General features: G+C 60.6%; 14 protein-coding genes. 11 read left to right on the top strand and 3 right to left on the bottom strand.

The window, feature by feature from the left end; genetic code table 11:
* Nucleotides 1–113: 113 nt before the first annotated feature.
* Together ISX93_RS10615 and ISX93_RS10610 are read left to right on the top strand one after the other, a co-directional pair.
* On the top strand, nt 114–1,067 hold the full coding sequence (locus ISX93_RS10615; protein ID WP_195778704.1) for an iron-sulfur-binding ferredoxin reductase: 954 nt from the start codon (nt 114–116) through the stop codon (nt 1,065–1,067).
* Nucleotides 1,068–1,079: 12 nt separating this feature from the next.
* A complete protein-coding gene (locus tag ISX93_RS10610; protein ID WP_195778703.1) occupies nt 1,080–1,853 on the top strand; it encodes an enoyl-CoA hydratase-related protein in 774 nt (257 codons plus the stop codon).
* Nucleotides 1,854–2,084: 231 nt separating this feature from the next.
* Here the strand turns inward: ISX93_RS10610 and pyk are convergent, their stop codons facing one another.
* Nucleotides 2,085–3,536 (bottom strand): pyruvate kinase, encoded by a 1,452-nt coding sequence (gene pyk / locus ISX93_RS10605; RefSeq protein ID WP_195778702.1) that lies wholly within the window; start codon nt 3,534–3,536, stop codon nt 2,085–2,087.
* 55 nt (nt 3,537–3,591) lie between these two features.
* Nucleotides 3,592–4,521, bottom strand: coding sequence for a universal stress protein (locus tag ISX93_RS10600; RefSeq protein ID WP_195778701.1), 930 nt, complete (start codon nt 4,519–4,521; stop codon nt 3,592–3,594).
* A gap of 360 nt (nt 4,522–4,881) precedes the next feature.
* On the opposite strand from ISX93_RS10600, the gene ISX93_RS10595 reads away from it, so the two are divergent.
* Together ISX93_RS10595 and ISX93_RS10590 are read left to right on the top strand one after the other, a co-directional pair.
* Nucleotides 4,882–5,307, top strand: coding sequence for a DUF4124 domain-containing protein (locus ISX93_RS10595; RefSeq protein WP_195778700.1), 426 nt, complete (start codon nt 4,882–4,884; stop codon nt 5,305–5,307).
* A 64-nt stretch (nt 5,308–5,371) separates the two neighbouring features.
* The gene (locus tag ISX93_RS10590; RefSeq protein WP_195778699.1) at nt 5,372–5,731 is read left to right on the top strand and encodes a PilZ domain-containing protein; all 360 of its coding nucleotides are present in this window, start codon (nt 5,372–5,374) and stop codon (nt 5,729–5,731) included.
* 330 nt (nt 5,732–6,061) lie between these two features.
* On the opposite strand, the gene ISX93_RS10585 is transcribed toward ISX93_RS10590, so the two are convergent.
* On the bottom strand, nt 6,062–6,373 hold the full coding sequence (locus ISX93_RS10585; RefSeq protein WP_195778698.1) for a hypothetical protein: 312 nt from the start codon (nt 6,371–6,373) through the stop codon (nt 6,062–6,064).
* On the opposite strand from ISX93_RS10585, the gene ISX93_RS10580 reads away from it, so the two are divergent.
* The 7 genes from ISX93_RS10580 to ISX93_RS10550 all read left to right on the top strand — a co-directional run bounded on the left by ISX93_RS10580 (nt 6,372) and on the right by ISX93_RS10550 (nt 15,101).
* On the top strand, nt 6,372–6,797 hold the full coding sequence (locus ISX93_RS10580; RefSeq protein WP_195778697.1) for a hypothetical protein: 426 nt from the start codon (nt 6,372–6,374) through the stop codon (nt 6,795–6,797). The two genes, ISX93_RS10585 and ISX93_RS10580, sit on opposite strands and share 2 nt — an antisense overlap.
* A 108-nt stretch (nt 6,798–6,905) precedes the next feature.
* A complete protein-coding gene (locus tag ISX93_RS10575) occupies nt 6,906–8,108 on the top strand; it encodes an outer membrane beta-barrel protein (RefSeq protein ID WP_219841015.1) in 1,203 nt (400 codons plus the stop codon).
* 366 nt (nt 8,109–8,474) lie between these two features.
* Nucleotides 8,475–9,014 (top strand): polysaccharide biosynthesis/export family protein, encoded by a 540-nt coding sequence (locus ISX93_RS10570; protein WP_195778696.1) that lies wholly within the window; start codon nt 8,475–8,477, stop codon nt 9,012–9,014.
* Nucleotides 9,015–9,291: 277 nt separating this feature from the next.
* Nucleotides 9,292–11,577, top strand: coding sequence for a GumC family protein (locus tag ISX93_RS10565; RefSeq protein WP_195778695.1), 2,286 nt, complete (start codon nt 9,292–9,294; stop codon nt 11,575–11,577).
* Nucleotides 11,578–12,117: 540 nt separating this feature from the next.
* Nucleotides 12,118–13,287: a nucleotide sugar dehydrogenase gene (locus ISX93_RS10560; protein WP_195778694.1), complete on the top strand. Its 1,170-nt coding sequence runs from the start codon at nt 12,118–12,120 to the stop codon at nt 13,285–13,287.
* A gap of 118 nt (nt 13,288–13,405) precedes the next feature.
* Nucleotides 13,406–14,398, top strand: a complete 993-nt coding sequence (locus tag ISX93_RS10555) for a UDP-glucuronic acid decarboxylase family protein (protein WP_195778693.1) — start codon at nt 13,406–13,408, stop codon at nt 14,396–14,398.
* A gap of 76 nt (nt 14,399–14,474) precedes the next feature.
* Nucleotides 14,475–15,101 (top strand): class I SAM-dependent methyltransferase, encoded by a 627-nt coding sequence (locus ISX93_RS10550; RefSeq protein ID WP_195778692.1) that lies wholly within the window; start codon nt 14,475–14,477, stop codon nt 15,099–15,101.
* Nucleotides 15,102–15,389: the final 288 nt, after the last annotated feature.

Genomic DNA, 15,389 nt, shown 5'->3' with positions numbered 1-15,389 from the left:
GTATACCGCGCCTGCCGGCCGTGACACAGCCGCCGGCCCGGTGGGTTTTTCCCGGGGCGACGGGTAGAGTGGCGGCCAGCGGTCCGCATCAACCTGCCCGGGGGAATCATGCAGTGCCCGAAATAACCGTCGCCGGCCAATGCATCCATGCCGCGGAGCACGCCAACCTGCTCGATACGCTGCTGGCTGCCGGCCTGGCGATTCCCTACAGCTGTCGTGCCGGCAGTTGCCATGCCTGCCTGGTGCGCTGCACGGCAGGTGAGCCACTGGATGCCCTTCCTGAAGCACTGACGCCCAGCCAGCGCGAGGCCGGCTGGCGACTGGCCTGCCAGTGCCGGGTCGCGGGCGATCTGGCGCTGGCGGTGTTCGATCCGCAGCGCGATGGCCTGCCGGCCCTGGTCAGCAGGGTCGACTGGCCGGCGCCGGACATCCTGCGCCTGCGCCTGCTGCCGGAGCGCCCGCTGCGCTACAGCGTCGGCCAGCACCTGTTGCTGTGGGGCGCGTCCGGCGTGGCGCGGCCCTATTCGCTGGCCAGCCTGCCGGGCACCGATGCCTGGCTGGAATTTCATATTGATTGCAGCAGCGCCGGTGCTTTCTGCGACCAGGCCCGGCAGTTGCGGGCCGGCGACCGCCTGACCCTGGGCGAGCTGCACAGTGGCGCGCTGCATTACGACCCTGAGTGGCAGACGCGGCCCTTGCTGTTGCTGGCCGCCGGCACCGGCCTGGCGCCGCTGTGGGGCATCCTGCGCGAAGCCTTGCGCCAGGGCCATCAGGGGCCGGTTCGCCTGCTGCACGTGGCGCGTGACGGCAGCCGGCATTATCTGGCCACGGAGCTGGCGACCCTGGCTGCGGCACATCCGCCGCTGCAGGTGGAATTGCTGCAGGAGGCAGAGGCGACCGCAGCTTTGGCCAAACTGCAGCTTGTCTCACGGCAGACCATCGCCTTAGTCTGTGGCCCGCCTGCTGCCGTGGAACACTTTGCCCGGCGGCTCTATCTTGCCGGCCTGCCGCGCTCGCAGCTGTATGCCGATGTTTTTTTGCCGCGCGCGAACCAGGCGCCGGCCTGACCAGGAGCTTGCATGAGCGACCACATCATTGTTGAACGCGAACCGGGCCTGCTGACCCTGCGCATGAACCGTCTGGACAAGCTGAATGCCCTGACGCGCGCCATGTACAGCCGCATGGCCGAGGAACTGAATGCGGCGAATGACGACCGCAGCGTGCAGGCCGTGCTGCTGGCCGGCAGCGAAGAGTGCTTCACCAGCGGCAACGACCTGCTGGACTTCATGAATGCACCCAAGGAAGGCCTGGGTGGTGAGGTGCTGCAGTTCATGCAGGCGCTGTTCGAGTTCAAGAAGCCGGTGGTGGCGGCGGTTGCCGGACCGGCCGTGGGAATCGGTACCACCCTGCTGCTGCACTGCGATTTCGTCTACGTCAGCCGCGATGCCATGCTCAAGATGCCCTTCGTCAAGCTGGGGCTGTGTCCCGAGTACGGCTCCAGCCTGATCCTGCCACGCCTGCTCGGCCAGGCCAGGGCCAATGACCTGCTGCTGCTCAGCGAGTCGTTCACTGGCGAGCAGGCGGCGGCCTGGGGCATCGCCAACGCGGCGCTGGACGGTGGCGCGGCCACCTTCGCCAAGGCCCGTGAAACCGCCCTGCAGTTGCTCGACCTGGCCCCTTCGGCGGTGCAGGTCAGCAAGCGCCTGATGCGGGCGCCGGGGCGCGAGGAGTTGCGCCAGGTAATCAAGGAGGAGGGCGAGCTGTTCGGCGCCCGCCTGAAGCATCCGGAAGCCATGGAGGCCCTCGCCGCCTTCATGCAGAAGCGCAAGCCGGATTTCTCCAAGTTTCTTTGATCCAGCTTCGCAAATGGACCCACGTTCCCTCGCGGGAGCGTGGGGACGAGCAATTGATCGCGGCCCTGCGGCTCACGCGTCAACCATCAACCGTAGGGTGGGCCTTGGCCCACCGCAGCTAACCTCTGGCCCTAACTGCCGTGTCGCGCTTTTGGTGGGCTGAAGCCCACCCTACGCCCACCCTACGCCCACCCTGCGGATGCGGCGGTGCGCCGCGAACAAGCCGGCAACTCAGACCATCGGATCGCCGACATGCAGGATCTTCATGGTGTTGGTGCCGCCGATGGTGTGGTAGCTGTCGCCCTTGGTCAGGATCACCCAGTCACCCTGCTGCACTGCGCCGAGCTTGAGCAGTTCGTCGACTGCGGCCTGGCTGACCTTTTCCGGCGGCAGTGTTGCCGGGTCGAATGGCACCGTCTGTACGCCACGGAACAAGGCCACGCGGGCCTGGGTTTCGCGGTGCGGCGAGAAGGCGTAGATCGGCATCGAGGAACGGATGCGCGACATGATCAGCGGGGTGTAACCGCTTTCGGTGAGGCAGATGATCGCCTTCACGCCGGGGAAGTGGTTGGCGGTGTACATGGCCGCCAGCGCGATGCTCTCGTCGCAGCGCTCGAAGCGCCGGCCTAGGCGATGGCTGGAGTTCTGGCTGGTCGGGTGCTTTTCCGCGCCCAGGCAGACACGGGCCATGGCCTGCACCGCCTCGATCGGGTAGGCGCCGGCGGCGCTCTCGGCCGAGAGCATCACCGCATCGGTGTAGTCGAACGAGGCGTTGGCCACGTCGGAGACTTCGGCGCGGGTCGGCATCGGGCTGCTGATCATGGATTCCATCATCTGCGTGGCGGTGATCACCACCTTGTTCAGGCGGCGGGCGTGCAGGATGATTTTCTTCTGGATGCCGACCAGTTCGGCGTCACCGATTTCCACCGCCAGGTCACCGCGGGCAACCATCACCCCGTCGCTGGCGCGGATCAGGCCGTCAAGGGTGTCATCATCGGCGACCGCCTCGGCGCGCTCGATCTTGGCGATCAGCCAGGCACTGCCGCCGGCGGCGTCGCGCAGGCGCCGGGCTTCCTGCATGTCGGCGGCGTCACGGGGGAAGGACACGGCCAGGTAGTCCAGCTCCATTTCGGCTGCCAGCTGGATGTCGGCGCGGTCCTTGTCGGTCAGCGCCGGCGCAGTCAGGCCGCCGCCACGGCGGTTGATGCCCTTGTGGTCGGACAGCGGGCCGCCGATCAGCACGGTACACAGCAGCTCGTCGCTACCCACCGAGTCGACGCGCATTTCCACGCGGCCGTCATCCAGCAGCAGTTCGTCGCCGGCCTTGCAGTCGGTGATCAGGTCCGGGTAGTCGATGCACACCACGTCCTGGTTGCCGGCTTCGCGCGGGTGGCTGATGGAGAAGCGGAACTTGTCGCCAGCCTTCAGCTCGATGCGCTTGTTGGCGAATCTGGCGATGCGGATCTTCGGCCCTTGCAGGTCACCGAGCAGGGCGACGAAGCGCCCATGCTTCGCGGCCAGCTCGCGCACCAGGCGGGCACGCGCCTTGTGCTCCTCCGGTGAGCCGTGGGAGAAGTTCAGGCGGGCAACGTCCATGCCGGCGAGAATCAGTTGTTCCAGCACCTCCGGAGAGCTGCTGGCCGGGCCGAGGGTGGCGACAATCTTGGTGCGACGGAAGGTCATGCAAAGGCTCCATTTCTCAGACAGAGCGCGAGGCTACACCGGTGTGACCGTGTAGTCACTTTTCCGGCACACTACTTTTCGGGCCACTGTTGAACACCAGCAGATCACAGTCCACCTGCTCCAGGACGCGCTCCGCGGTATTGCCAATCAGCGCGCTTTCCACATGGCTGCGGGACACCGCGCCCATCAGCAGCAGGTCGATCGACTGCTCGCGGACGAACTTCGGAATCTCCTCTTCGGCATAGCCCTCGATCAGGTGGCCGTTGGCCAGCACTTGCGGGTACTGCTTCTGCAATTGCTCGAGGGCAGCCCGGTGTTCCTTGCCGGAGTTCTGCAGGTACTGCGGGTAATGCGCGACCAGCTCCGCATCAAACAGCATTGACGGCGGCAGTGGTGCATAACAATGCAGCGCATGGGCTTCCAGCTTCAGCAGGCTGGACAGCTCGCTGGCGGCGGTCAGCAGGCGATGGTCGAGGGCGGCCGGCTTGTCGAAGCTGTGCAGCGGGTCGATGGCCGCGCACAGGCGCTGGTACGGGCGGCCAGCGCCATGATGCACCAGCCACAAGGGTACCGTGGCGTGGCGGATCAGTTCCCAGCAGCTATTGCTGAGCAGCAGTTGACGCAGCTTGCCGTGCTCGCTGGCAGCCTTGAACAGCAGATCCGGTTGCAGTTCGCTGGCCCGCTCCAGCACGACCTTGTGCAAGGGTCTGCCCCAGCGCACCTCGGTCTGTACCCGCAGGCCTTCATTGCGCAGCGGCAGGGCCAGGCTTTCCAGCCAGTCGCGGCGTTCCTGCAACAAGTGCTCGCGGGCTGTCTCGCGGGACTTGCGATCGAACAGGGAACTGCTTTCCAGGGTGGCGTGATACTCGCAGACCAGCAATTCCAGTGCCGCACCGCTCTGACGCGCCAGCCAGGCGGCGCGCTCCAGCGCCGGCTGGGCTTGTTTGGTGGGGTCGATGACGACCAGCAGCATCTGCAGTTTCATGACGATTCCTCCATGGGGGATGTACGCATTGCACTGCAAAGTGCGCATGCGCTGATTGACCTGCATCAGCCTAGTTGAGTGCGGATTGCCTGATCACCAGAAAAAGCTCGCGCCGGGGGCGACGCTCCTGCAAAAAAGCCATGCCTGCAGCTGAACCTGTGCCCGGTTGCGGGCTTTCAGGGCGAAAGCAAACAGCGCAAGAGCTGCTCACACCGCAGGGCCTGTAGGAGCGTCGCCCTCGGCGCGACGGGGCCGGCTGCGGGCTGCCAGGGCAACTGCAGAAGCTCGCGCCGGGGGTGACTCTCCACACAGGCCCGGAAGATCTGATTAAACTGAAGCCTTGTTGGCTGGAGTCCTGGCATGCCTCGATTGATTTTCCTTCTGTTGCTGCTGGTCCCGCTGCCGAGCTGGGCGGAGATCTATCGCTGGACCGATGCCGGCGGCCAGGTGCATTTCGGCGAGCAGCCGCAGCCCGGTGCCGAGCGGGTTGAGGTCAAGCCGCAGGTGGTCGAGCGCGATGCGGCGACGCGCGACAGCCAGGAGCGCCTGCGCAAGCTGTTCGATGCCCGCGAGCAGGAGCAGGATGCCGCCGCGCAAAAGCAGGCCGCGCGCAATGCCAGGCGTGCCGAAGAATGCAGCAAACTGCGCCAGTCGATGGCCGAGCTGAATCACGGCGGCCTCTATTACAGCCAGGACGCCAGCGGCGAACGTATCTACTACAGTGATCAGCAGATGGACGCGGCGCGCAGCAGGATCGCCAGCCAGTTGTCGGCCAACTGCTCGTGACTCTGGTCAGGCCTGCCAGGGCGGCGCATATTCGGATCAATTGACCTTGCGAGCGAGAAGCAGCATGCGCGAGTTACGTCGAATCGAACGCCACCAGCTGCCTTATTACCTGAAGGTATTCAACCGCATCACCGACAAGCCCATGGGCTGCATCGGCAATGTGTCGCTGGACGGCCTGTTGCTGATCAGCCCGTTGCCCATGCTGGTCGGTTCGCGTTTCGAGATGCGCCTGAAGATCCCGGGGCAGGATGGCAAGCTGCGCTTCATCGACTTTCACGCCGACTGCCAGTGGACGCGTGAGGACGTCACTCCGGGAACCTTCGATTCCGGCTTTGCCTTGGTGGCGCCGCCGGCCAGCTATGTGCAGATGGTCGATGCCCTGCGCAACTACTTCACCTTTGGCTCGCTGGCGGCGTCGTCCTGACCGGTTGGCCGGCCTTGCGATAGGCTATGTCCCAGTTACGAGTTGCAGGCCCGGTTTTGCAGGCTGGGCATAGGGTGGGCTTTAGCCCACCAAACCAGGCCGCGCCAAATGGTGGGCTAAAGCCCACCCTGCGGGTTGGGTGCAAAACGTAACTGGTACAGAGCATTGCGATACGGCCATGGGCCCAGGCCGTCCTGCAGCTCCCATCGCGGCGAGGGCGCCGCTCCTGCAAAAAAGCACCCCGGCCTGTAGGCGCGTTGTCCGTGGCGCGGGCTTTTGCGGCTTCTTGGTGACGGCTGTCAATACGCAGTACTGTCTAGAGAATCACAATTAATAAAATGTATTAGGAGGGCATGAGCTCTTCAGGTACGATCGTGCCCGTTTTGGGCCTATGCCCGCTTTTTGACGGTTTACCACCCGCTTTCCGCTACGGGAAGGCAGGGCAACTGCGTTTTCAAGAATTGACGCCAAATCTTGGGGCGGTAGCGTGTCTGAACGGGTATGATGTCGCCATAAAAATGGCGCTTTGCTTGAATTTACAAAGGCTTGAACGTAAAAAAGCCGCATCGCTCCACCAGCAGAACGACCAGCCGCCAGCCAAGGGCGGATAAAGACAGCATCAATAACGAGGAAGAACAGCATGCTTAGAATCCTTACCGGCCTTTCCCTTGCAGTACTTCTGGCTTCCGGCCAGGCTTTTGCCGATCAGGCAACGCTGGATGCCCTGCAGGGTCAAGGCATAGCGCTGTCCGCCGAGCAGGCCCAGGCCATTGCAGCGGCCGAAGGCGATGCCCTGGTCGCTGAGGTTGTCGCTCTGGTCGGTGCAAATCAGCCTGTTTCCCCGACCATCGTGCGTGCTGCTGCCTGCGCTTCGCCGAACGAGGCGCCAGACATCATCGAGCAATCCATTGCTGCTGCGCCGCAGCTTGAAGATGCAATCAACGCCGCCGTCAGCCTCGGCTGTGAAGGGATTGCCGGTCTCAAGCCCGGTTCGGGCGGACTGGCTCCGGCTTCCGGTATCCCGACTGGCGGTGGTGCCGGTGGTGGTGACGCCAGCCCCAACTGATTGGTTTTTTCAGCTCCGCAAGCCTCAGGATGCCGGCGCTTTGATGCCGGCATCGTTTTGCAGCGAGTACTGAAGCACAACCGTAATAGATATGCCCGAGGATTCTTAATGAGCAGTAAATCCAACGTATGTTCGCTGGCCGCAGCCATCTCCGCAGTACTTTGCGCCAATGCCTGGGCGGTCGAGCCACAGAGCATCAGGTTTTCCGATGGCCTGAAGTTCACCCCTACGCTGAAGACCGAAGAGCGCTACGACGACAACATCCGGGCGGTTGAAAACAATGTCCAGTCCTCCTGGGTTACCGCCATCACGCCGAAATTCGTGCTGTCCACCGAAGGCCGTAACAGCGCCTACGCGCTGACCTACTCCCTGGACAATGAAACCTACGCATCCAGCCATGACGATGATCACACCGATCACCATGTTGATGCCGATGCAGGCTTTCAATTCGATGCTCGCAACAAACTGGTGCTCAACGCCGGTTACGACAAAGTCGAAGATATTGCCAACGACAATTTCGAAGACATCAACAACGACCTGCTGGTTCCGCAGGGCAACAATGGCGAGCCGGCCAAATACACCACAGCCAATGCCGGTGGTGTGTACACCTTCGGTGCTGCCACCGCGCTCACCCAGATCGAGTTGGGTGCCAACTACGAAGAGCTGCGCTACCAGAATAGCGACGGCTTCAACGAAGACCTGGAGCGCAACACAACGCCGCTGCGCGCCACCGGTTACTACCGCGTAGCGCCGAAGACCCGCTTGCTGCTGGAAGGTCGTCACACGCACTTCGACTACATCAACGACGATGATCAGGACAGTGACAACAAGGCCCTGCTGGGTGGTGTGACCTGGGATGCAACCGCCAAGACCAGCGGTACCATCAAGGTCGGTGCCGAGAGGAAGGAATTTGACAACTCCACCTACGACGACGATGACAACTCGATGTGGGAAGCCGGCGTCAAGTGGAGCCCGCGGACCTATTCGACATTCAACCTGACCACGCGCCAGGGGATTGCCGAAGGCGACAGTGGCGCCAGTTCCATCGACTCGCAAACCACCGCCCTGGCCTGGAATCACCAGTGGCTGGAGCGCCTCAGCTCGGAAGTCAGTTACAGCTACACCGACAACCAGTACGAAGGCACCGACCAGCAGGACGAGATCGACATCTTCGGCGTCGGCCTGACCTACAAGATGCGCCGCTGGCTGGATATCGGCGTTGGCTACAAGTACGCCACCGATGACTCCAATGCGCCCGGCGAAAGCTATGACCGCAACATCTACGCGATAAGCTTTACCGCCAGCCTGTAAGGGGCGCACAGCGCTGCTTGGCAGTGGCAGGGTAGCAGTCCCCCTCTCCCGCTCGCGGGAGAGGGTTGGGGAGAGGGTGCTTTAATCGGGCGCCCCTCTGCCTGACCCTCTCCCCCAAGGGGCGAGGGGGCAATCAGGTCTGACGCCTGCATCTTCGCCAATGCTGTGACAGCTAACAGCTGCTTATGGATTCGGCTCGAAAATAGATTGATCTTGTGTAGGAGCCAGCTTGCTGGCGATGCACTTCGCACGCCAGATCGCCAGCAAGCTGGCTCCTACATTAGTGGTTCAGCCCTTCACGCTTGATTCGGGCCGGATCAATACCCATTTCAACTCCCCACCGATAGTCACGAGCAACCCAGTCCTATGGCCATTCGCACTTTTCTCTCACTGATGCTCGGCATGCTGCTGTTCGCCAGCGGATTCGTGCAGGCAGACGGCAACTCCTCCTACAAACTGGCCTCCGGCGATGTCATCAGCATCCGCGTGTTTGGCGAGCCGGATCTGAGTGTCGAAGAGCTGCGCCTGACCGATGCCGGCAGCTTCTCCTACCCCTTCATTGGTGAAGTCCAGGCCAAGGGCAAGACCGCCGTTGAAATCGAGCAACTGATCGTCAACAAGCTCAAGGGCGACTACCTGGTCGATCCGCGGGTTTCCGTCAGCGTGCTGAAGTACCGCGAATTCTTCATCAGTGGCGAAGTCAAGACGCCCGGGGCTTATCCGTTCCAGCCCGGCCTGACCCTGCGGCGTGCCGTAGCACTGGCCGGAGGGCTGACCGAACGGGCGTCCGAAGGGCGGATCACCATCATCCGCGACAGCAACCCGGAGCGCACGCCGGAACCGGCTACCCTCGATACCCTGGTCATGCCCGGCGACACCATCACCATCGATCAGGGCTTCTTCTAAAGGTATTGCTTGAACGTGCTTTTGCAGGGTGGGTTAGCCGCGCAGCGGCGTAACCCACCATCGATGCCAAAGGCATCGCCCTTGTCGGCAAAAGCACAAGCTCGCGGCGAGGGCGCCGCTCCTACAAGCAGAGCTGCTTTTGTAGGAGCGGCGCCCTCGCCGCGATAGGGAGTTTCAGGCAAAAGCAGAAGCTCCCACACAGCAGGGCAGGCTGGATAATGTTTAATGGTTATCCAGCCTGCGCAATCCAGTTTTGAATTTCAGGGTTTCCCCACGCATGGAAAGTAATACTCAAATCATCGAGCGCAACCAGCTTGCCCAGCGTCAGGATGACGACGGCGACGAGATCGACCTGCTCAAGCTGTGGCACACCGTCTGGCAGCGCAAGTGGAGCATTGCCACGCTGGTGCTGGTGGTCAGCATGATCGCCACGCTGTGGGCAAACTCCCTGACCCCGATCTACCGGGCTGCCGCCACCCTGCTGATTGAACAGAACACCAACAAGGTGGTCAATTTCGATCAGGGCGGCGGATACAATTACAACTACGAGTACCTGGACACCCAGTTCCAACTGCTCAGGTCGCGCTCCCTGGCCGAGCGCGTGGTGCGCCAGCTGAACCTGACCACTCACCCGTATTTCGATCCGCGCCAGCAGCCGGTGGAAGAACCGCCGCTGATCGATATCGGCGCGCTGCTGGACAAGTTCGATTTCAACAAGGTGGTACCCGCCACCCTGCCGGTTGACCTGGAAGCCGAGAAGGCAGCCACCGAGGCGGAAATTTTCGAGTCGGTCACCCAGTCGGTCATGGGCAGTACCACCATCGAACCGGTGCAAAATACCCAGCTGGTGCAGGTGCAGGTAGAGCTGCCGGATGCGGCATTGGCGACGGCCATCGCCAACGCCCTGGCCAATGGCTTTATCGAGAGCCAGCTGGAAGCCAGCGTCGATTCGTCCATGGCCGCCACCAACTGGATGAACAGCCGCCTGGGCGAGCTGCGCATCAAGCTGAAGAAGTCCGAAGACAACCTGCAGAAGTACCGCGAAGCGGAAAATCTGGTTGACGTGCAGGGCGTAGGCACCATCAGTGCCGCCGAACTGAGCACCACCAGCGACCGCATGATCGATGCCCGCCGCCAGCGTGCCGAGGCCGAGAGCCAGTACCGCCAGGTACAGGGCATGCAGAACAACTGGGAGCGCCTGGCCAGTGTGCCGGCCGTGCTGGGTAACCCGCTGATCCAGTCGTTCAAGACTGAAGAGGCCCGCGCCCGCGCCAAGGTTGAAGAGCTGTCGCGCCGCTATGGCGCCAAACACCCGGCCATGCTGGCGGCACAGTCGGAGCTCAGCGCAGCATCGGCCAGCCTGCGCAGCCAGGTCGAGCAGGTAGTCGCCGGTATCGAGCGCACCTACCAGCTGGCAGTGGCCAACGAAAATTCCCTGCAAGCCTCGGTCAACGTCAACAAGTCGGAGATCCAGGATATTTCGCGCAAGGAATTCAAGCTGCGCGAACTGCAGCGCGAGGTCGACGCCAACCGCGCGCTGTATGACACCTTCATGAACCGCCTGAAGGAAACCTCCGCAACCTCCGACCTGGAAGCCGCCAACGCCCGCGTGGTTGACCAGGCCGTCATACCTGGCGGGCCGATCAAGCCGCAGAAATCCCGCATCGTGTTGGTCGCCACCCTGCTGGCGGGGATGCTGGGCGTTGGCCTGACCCTGCTGCTGGAAGTCCTGAGCAACACCTTCAAGAGCACCGAAGACGTCGAAAGCCGCCTGAACCTGCCGGTACTCGGCATCCTGCCGCTGCTGAAGAACAAGGAGCGCGGCGAGATGGCGCGCATGTTCAACAGCGACACGGATAAGAGCTTCTCCGAGTCGATCCGCACCATTCGTACCGGTGTGGTGCTGAGTGGCATCGACCATCCGCATCAGGTACTGGTCATCACCTCATCCGTCCCGGGCGAGGGCAAGAGCTGCGTGTCATCCAACCTGGCCTTTGCCCTCGGGCACATGGAACGGGTACTGCTGATCGATGCCGACCTGCGCCGTCCGACCCTGGCCAAGAGCTTTGCGTTCCCGGTCGGCACCCCCGGCCTGGCCAACATGATTGCCGGCACCGCGCGGCTGGACGAGTGCGTCAAGCGCGTGGATGGCATCGACGTGATCGGTGCCGGCACCGTCCCGCCGAACCCGCTCGAACTGCTCTCCTCGCCACGCTTTGCCAAGGCCATGGAAGTACTCAAGGGCAAGTACGAGCGCATCGTCATCGACTCCCCGCCCACCCAGGCGGTGAGCGATGCGATTGTCCTGTCCACCTTCGCCGACTCGCTGATCTATGTGATCAAGTCCGACGCCACCCACATACCGATGGTCGAGAAGGGCATTGGCCAGCTGCTGCAGAACAATGCGCCGATCAAGGGCATCGTGCTCAACCAGGTCGACATCAAGAAAGCCAAGAAGTACGGCTACCGTTACGGCGGCTACTACGACTACTACGGCTACAGCGACGCCAAACACCCGGACAGCATGGTCACCCACCCCAACGTCAAACCGGCCAAGGACTAACTGCTCCGGCTGCGCCGGGACGGCACAGCTCGCGCCGAAGGTGGCCCCCCACAAGTGGCAAAGTGGTTGCACCAATCTACCCCCTCTCCCGCTTGCGGGAGAGGGTAGGGGAGAGGGGCTTTTGCAGAAAGTAGGGTGGACATCTCGCGCAGCGAATGTCCACCCATAGTTCCAGGCAAACACTGTCAGCAAACCTGCCAGGCATGGTGAAAAAGGCTTTGCCGTTTTCCACCCTACGGCTCCACCCCGGCGCTTGTAGGCGCCAGCTTGCTGGCGATCAGGAAATCAGGAAGCCGAGTGGTCCACGTAGATCCACCCCCTCTCCCGCTTTCGGGGGAGGGTTGGGGAGAGGGGCCTTTGTAGGAGCCAGCTTGCTGGCGATAGATTGCCGGACTGATGGCCTCCATGCACCAGCGCGAAGCCTGGCCGAGCTCCGGGGATGCATTCCCACGCGGAGCGTGGGAACGATAAAGGCCTTACCGTTCACCACCCAGCGCAATTACACCGAACAAAGAACAACAAAGGAATGAAAACAGGTTCATGAAAATTGCCATCGCCGGTACCGGCTACGTCGGCCTCTCCAACGCCATGCTGCTGGCCCAGCACAATGACGTCGTCGCCATCGACATCATTCCCGAAAAGGTCGCGATGTTGAACAACCGGCAATCGCCCATCGAAGATGCCGACATCGAGGATTTCCTGCACAACCGGGTGATCAGCTTCCGCGCCACGCTGGACAAGCAGGACGCCTACCAGGGTGCCAGCTACGTCATCATTGCCACACCCACCGACTATGACCCGCAAACCAATCACTTCAACACCCAAAGTGTGGAGTCCGTGGTCCGCGACGTCATGGCCATCAACCCCGCTGCGGTGATGGTGATCAAATCCACCGTGCCGGTGGGCTATACCCAGCGCCTGCGCGAGCAAATAGGCTGCGACAACCTGATTTTCTCGCCAGAATTTCTCCGCGAAGGCCAGGCATTGCACGACAACCTCTACCCCTCGCGCATCATCGTCGGCGAGCGTTCAGAGCGTGCTGAAACCTTCGCCAGCCTTCTGCAGCAAGGCGCGGTCAAACAGGACATTGCCGTACTCTTCACCGACAGCACCGAAGCAGAAGCGGTAAAACTCTTCTCCAATACCTACCTGGCCCTGCGCGTGGCCTACTTCAACGAACTCGACACCTACGCCGAAACCCACGGCCTCGACGCCCGGCAGATCATCCAGGGCGTGGGTCTGGACCCGCGCATCGGTAGCCACTACAACAACCCGTCCTTCGGCTATGGCGGCTATTGCCTGCCGAAAGACACCAAGCAGATGCTGGCCAATTTCGACCAGATCCCCAACAACATCATTCGCGCCATTGTCGACGCCAACACCACCCGCAAGGACTTCATTGCCGAGTCCATCCTCAAGCGCAATCCAAAGGTGGTGGGTATCTATCGCCTGGTGATGAAGTCCGGATCCGACAACTTCCGCTCATCCGCGATTCAGGGCGTGATGAAGCGCATCAAAGCCAAAGGCATCGAAGTGGTGGTGTACGAGCCGGTGCTGGAAGAAAGCGAATTCTTCCACTCACGGGTGATCGACGACCTGGCGGAATTCAAGGCAATAGCCGATGTGATCGTGGCCAACCGGCCATCCGCTGCCCTGGATGACGTCAGCGTCAAGGTTTACACCCGCGACCTGTTCGGCAACGACAGCTAACGCCAACGCCCCCCTATAATCCGCCCCACCCAAACCATCCCCTCTCCCCCAGGCGGGAGTGGGTTGGAGAGAGGTGGGTGCGAACTGCACAGCAATCCAGCCAAATCAGAGACTCAACATGCGAAATTATGAACCCCGCAAACGAATTCTGGTCACCGGTGGCGCAGGCTTCGTCGGCTCCCACCTGATTGACCGGCTGCTCGCCCGCGGTGATGAAGTGGTCTGCGTCGACAACCTGTTTACCGGCACCAAGCGCAACATCGAACACGTGCTCGACCATCCGCGCTTCGAGTTCATGCGCCACGATGTGACTTTCCCGCTCTACATCGAGGTCGACCAGATCTACAACCTGGCCTGCCCGGCCAGCCCGATTCATTACCAGCACGACCCGGTAGCCACCACCAAAACCAGCGTGCATGGCGCCATCAACATGCTCGGCCTGGCCAAGCGCCTGAAGGCGCGGATCTTCCAGGCCAGCACCAGCGAAGTCTATGGCGACCCGGCAGTCCACCCGCAGCGCGAAGACTACTGGGGCAACGTCAACCCGATCGGGCCGCGCAGTTGCTACGACGAGGGCAAGCGCTGTGCCGAAACACTGTTCTTCGACTACTACCGCCAGCACCAGCTGGACATTCGTGTTGCCCGCATCTTCAACACCTACGGCCCGCGCATGCACCCCAACGACGGGCGGGTGGTAAGCAACTTCATCGTCCAGGCCCTCAAGGGTGAAGACATCACCCTGTATGGCGATGGCCAACAGACCCGCAGCTTCTGTTACGTGGACGACCTGGTCGAAGGCTTTCTGCGCTTCATGGACCTGCCCAAAGGCGCCAACGGCGAGCCAGGCTTCCCGGGGCCGATCAACCTGGGCAACCCCGGCGAGTTCACCATCCGGCAACTGGCGGAAAAGGTTATCGAACTCACCGGCTCCAGCTCGCAGATGGTATTCCGCCCTCTGCCGGCCGATGACCCCATGCAGCGCCAACCCAACATCGAGCGTGCCCGGGAATACCTCAATGACTGGCAGCCGCAGGTGCAACTGGAAGACGGGTTACGCAAGACCATTGCCTTCTTTGATGCGCTGTTGACAGAGGATGACCGGGGGAGTTGAGCTTCGGTCGGATTAAAATTGGTGATATGGCGCCTTTGGCGCAATTATGCAAGAAGTTAAATTTGGATTTTAAAGCATGGCAAAAAATATTAAATATTTTTTAAATAGGTTCAAATGGTGGGATTTTTGGGGAGATCACTTTAATTCCGAGAATTTGCGTATGAAAGGGAGGCCAGTTTTGGAAATTGGCGCCGGCCCAGTTAAACGAGAAGGTGTTACAACGCTTGATTTTAATCCGTCAGTAAGTCCTGATATATTGCACGATCTTGACATATTGCCATGGCCTATTTCAGATTCTTGCTTCGATGCCGTCTACATGTTTTCAGTAATCGAGCACGTGTCGAATCCACTTAGGGTTATCGAGGAATGCCACAGAATTCTTAAACCCAATGGGAAACTATTTTTGTTAACGCCTCACTTTAGCTCCACCTCCTCTTATACAGATTTATCACATAAATGGCATTTCTCCAGCCAATCATTTGATTACTTCGTGAATGGAACTCCTATTCACGCTGATTACGGGTTTTACTCAAAATCACGTTTTAAAATTGACAAAAAAATAATTTCTCTCCATGGAGTTTTTAACTTTTTCCCATTCCTGCAATGGCTCGCCAATAAGAATATAAATTTCTGGGAAGATTACTTCTGCTTCATAATCCGAGGTGCTGGGATTTATATTGAGCTAAGAAGGGACGGAAAATAAAATTATTCCGGTACTATGAGAGAAAATTAGAGTTTCTTACGGTTTATTAGAGTTTAAGCTTAAAGGCTTTATGGTTAGCTAGTCAGATAAAAACCTGACGCTAACGCACCAAGAATATAAGCCAATTTATAAAAGATGGCCTTCGTCGTCCTGTCGGTGTTTGCGAAAGCTAATCCTATGCGCGATCAATGCGCAGAACACAAAAACAGACTCGTAATACTAATAAGTCAGCAAGAGCATTATTATATAAATGGGCGCACTGATAATAATATTTAATATGAGAGCAAT

It is taken from the genome of Pseudomonas sp. N040 (genome assembly GCF_015637705.1).
Taxonomy (GTDB): domain Bacteria; phylum Pseudomonadota; class Gammaproteobacteria; order Pseudomonadales; family Pseudomonadaceae; genus Aquipseudomonas.
Note: the sequence above shows the minus strand (reverse complement) of the source record. Positions and strands in the feature narration are given on the sequence as shown.

Bases quoted from the DNA above. Each gene is read 5' to 3' on its own strand.
- ISX93_RS10610 (WP_195778703.1), top strand. From the start codon at position 1,080: ATGAGCGACCACATCATTGTTGAACGCGAACCGGGCCTGCTGACCCTG.
- pyk (WP_195778702.1), bottom strand. From the start codon at position 3,536: ATGACCTTCCGTCGCACCAAGATTGTCGCCACCCTCGGCCCGGCCAGC.
- ISX93_RS10600 (WP_195778701.1), bottom strand. From the start codon at position 4,521: ATGAAACTGCAGATGCTGCTGGTCGTCATCGACCCCACCAAACAAGCC.
- ISX93_RS10595 (WP_195778700.1), top strand. From the start codon at position 4,882: ATGCCTCGATTGATTTTCCTTCTGTTGCTGCTGGTCCCGCTGCCGAGC.
- ISX93_RS10590 (WP_195778699.1), top strand. From the start codon at position 5,372: ATGCGCGAGTTACGTCGAATCGAACGCCACCAGCTGCCTTATTACCTG.
- ISX93_RS10580 (WP_195778697.1), top strand. From the start codon at position 6,372: ATGCTTAGAATCCTTACCGGCCTTTCCCTTGCAGTACTTCTGGCTTCC.
- ISX93_RS10585 (WP_195778698.1), bottom strand. From the start codon at position 6,373: ATGCTGTTCTTCCTCGTTATTGATGCTGTCTTTATCCGCCCTTGGCTG.
- ISX93_RS10575 (WP_219841015.1), top strand. From the start codon at position 6,906: ATGAGCAGTAAATCCAACGTATGTTCGCTGGCCGCAGCCATCTCCGCA.
- ISX93_RS10570 (WP_195778696.1), top strand. From the start codon at position 8,475: ATGGCCATTCGCACTTTTCTCTCACTGATGCTCGGCATGCTGCTGTTC.
- ISX93_RS10565 (WP_195778695.1), top strand. From the start codon at position 9,292: ATGGAAAGTAATACTCAAATCATCGAGCGCAACCAGCTTGCCCAGCGT.
- ISX93_RS10560 (WP_195778694.1), top strand. From the start codon at position 12,118: ATGAAAATTGCCATCGCCGGTACCGGCTACGTCGGCCTCTCCAACGCC.
- ISX93_RS10555 (WP_195778693.1), top strand. From the start codon at position 13,406: ATGCGAAATTATGAACCCCGCAAACGAATTCTGGTCACCGGTGGCGCA.
- ISX93_RS10550 (WP_195778692.1), top strand. From the start codon at position 14,475: ATGGCAAAAAATATTAAATATTTTTTAAATAGGTTCAAATGGTGGGAT.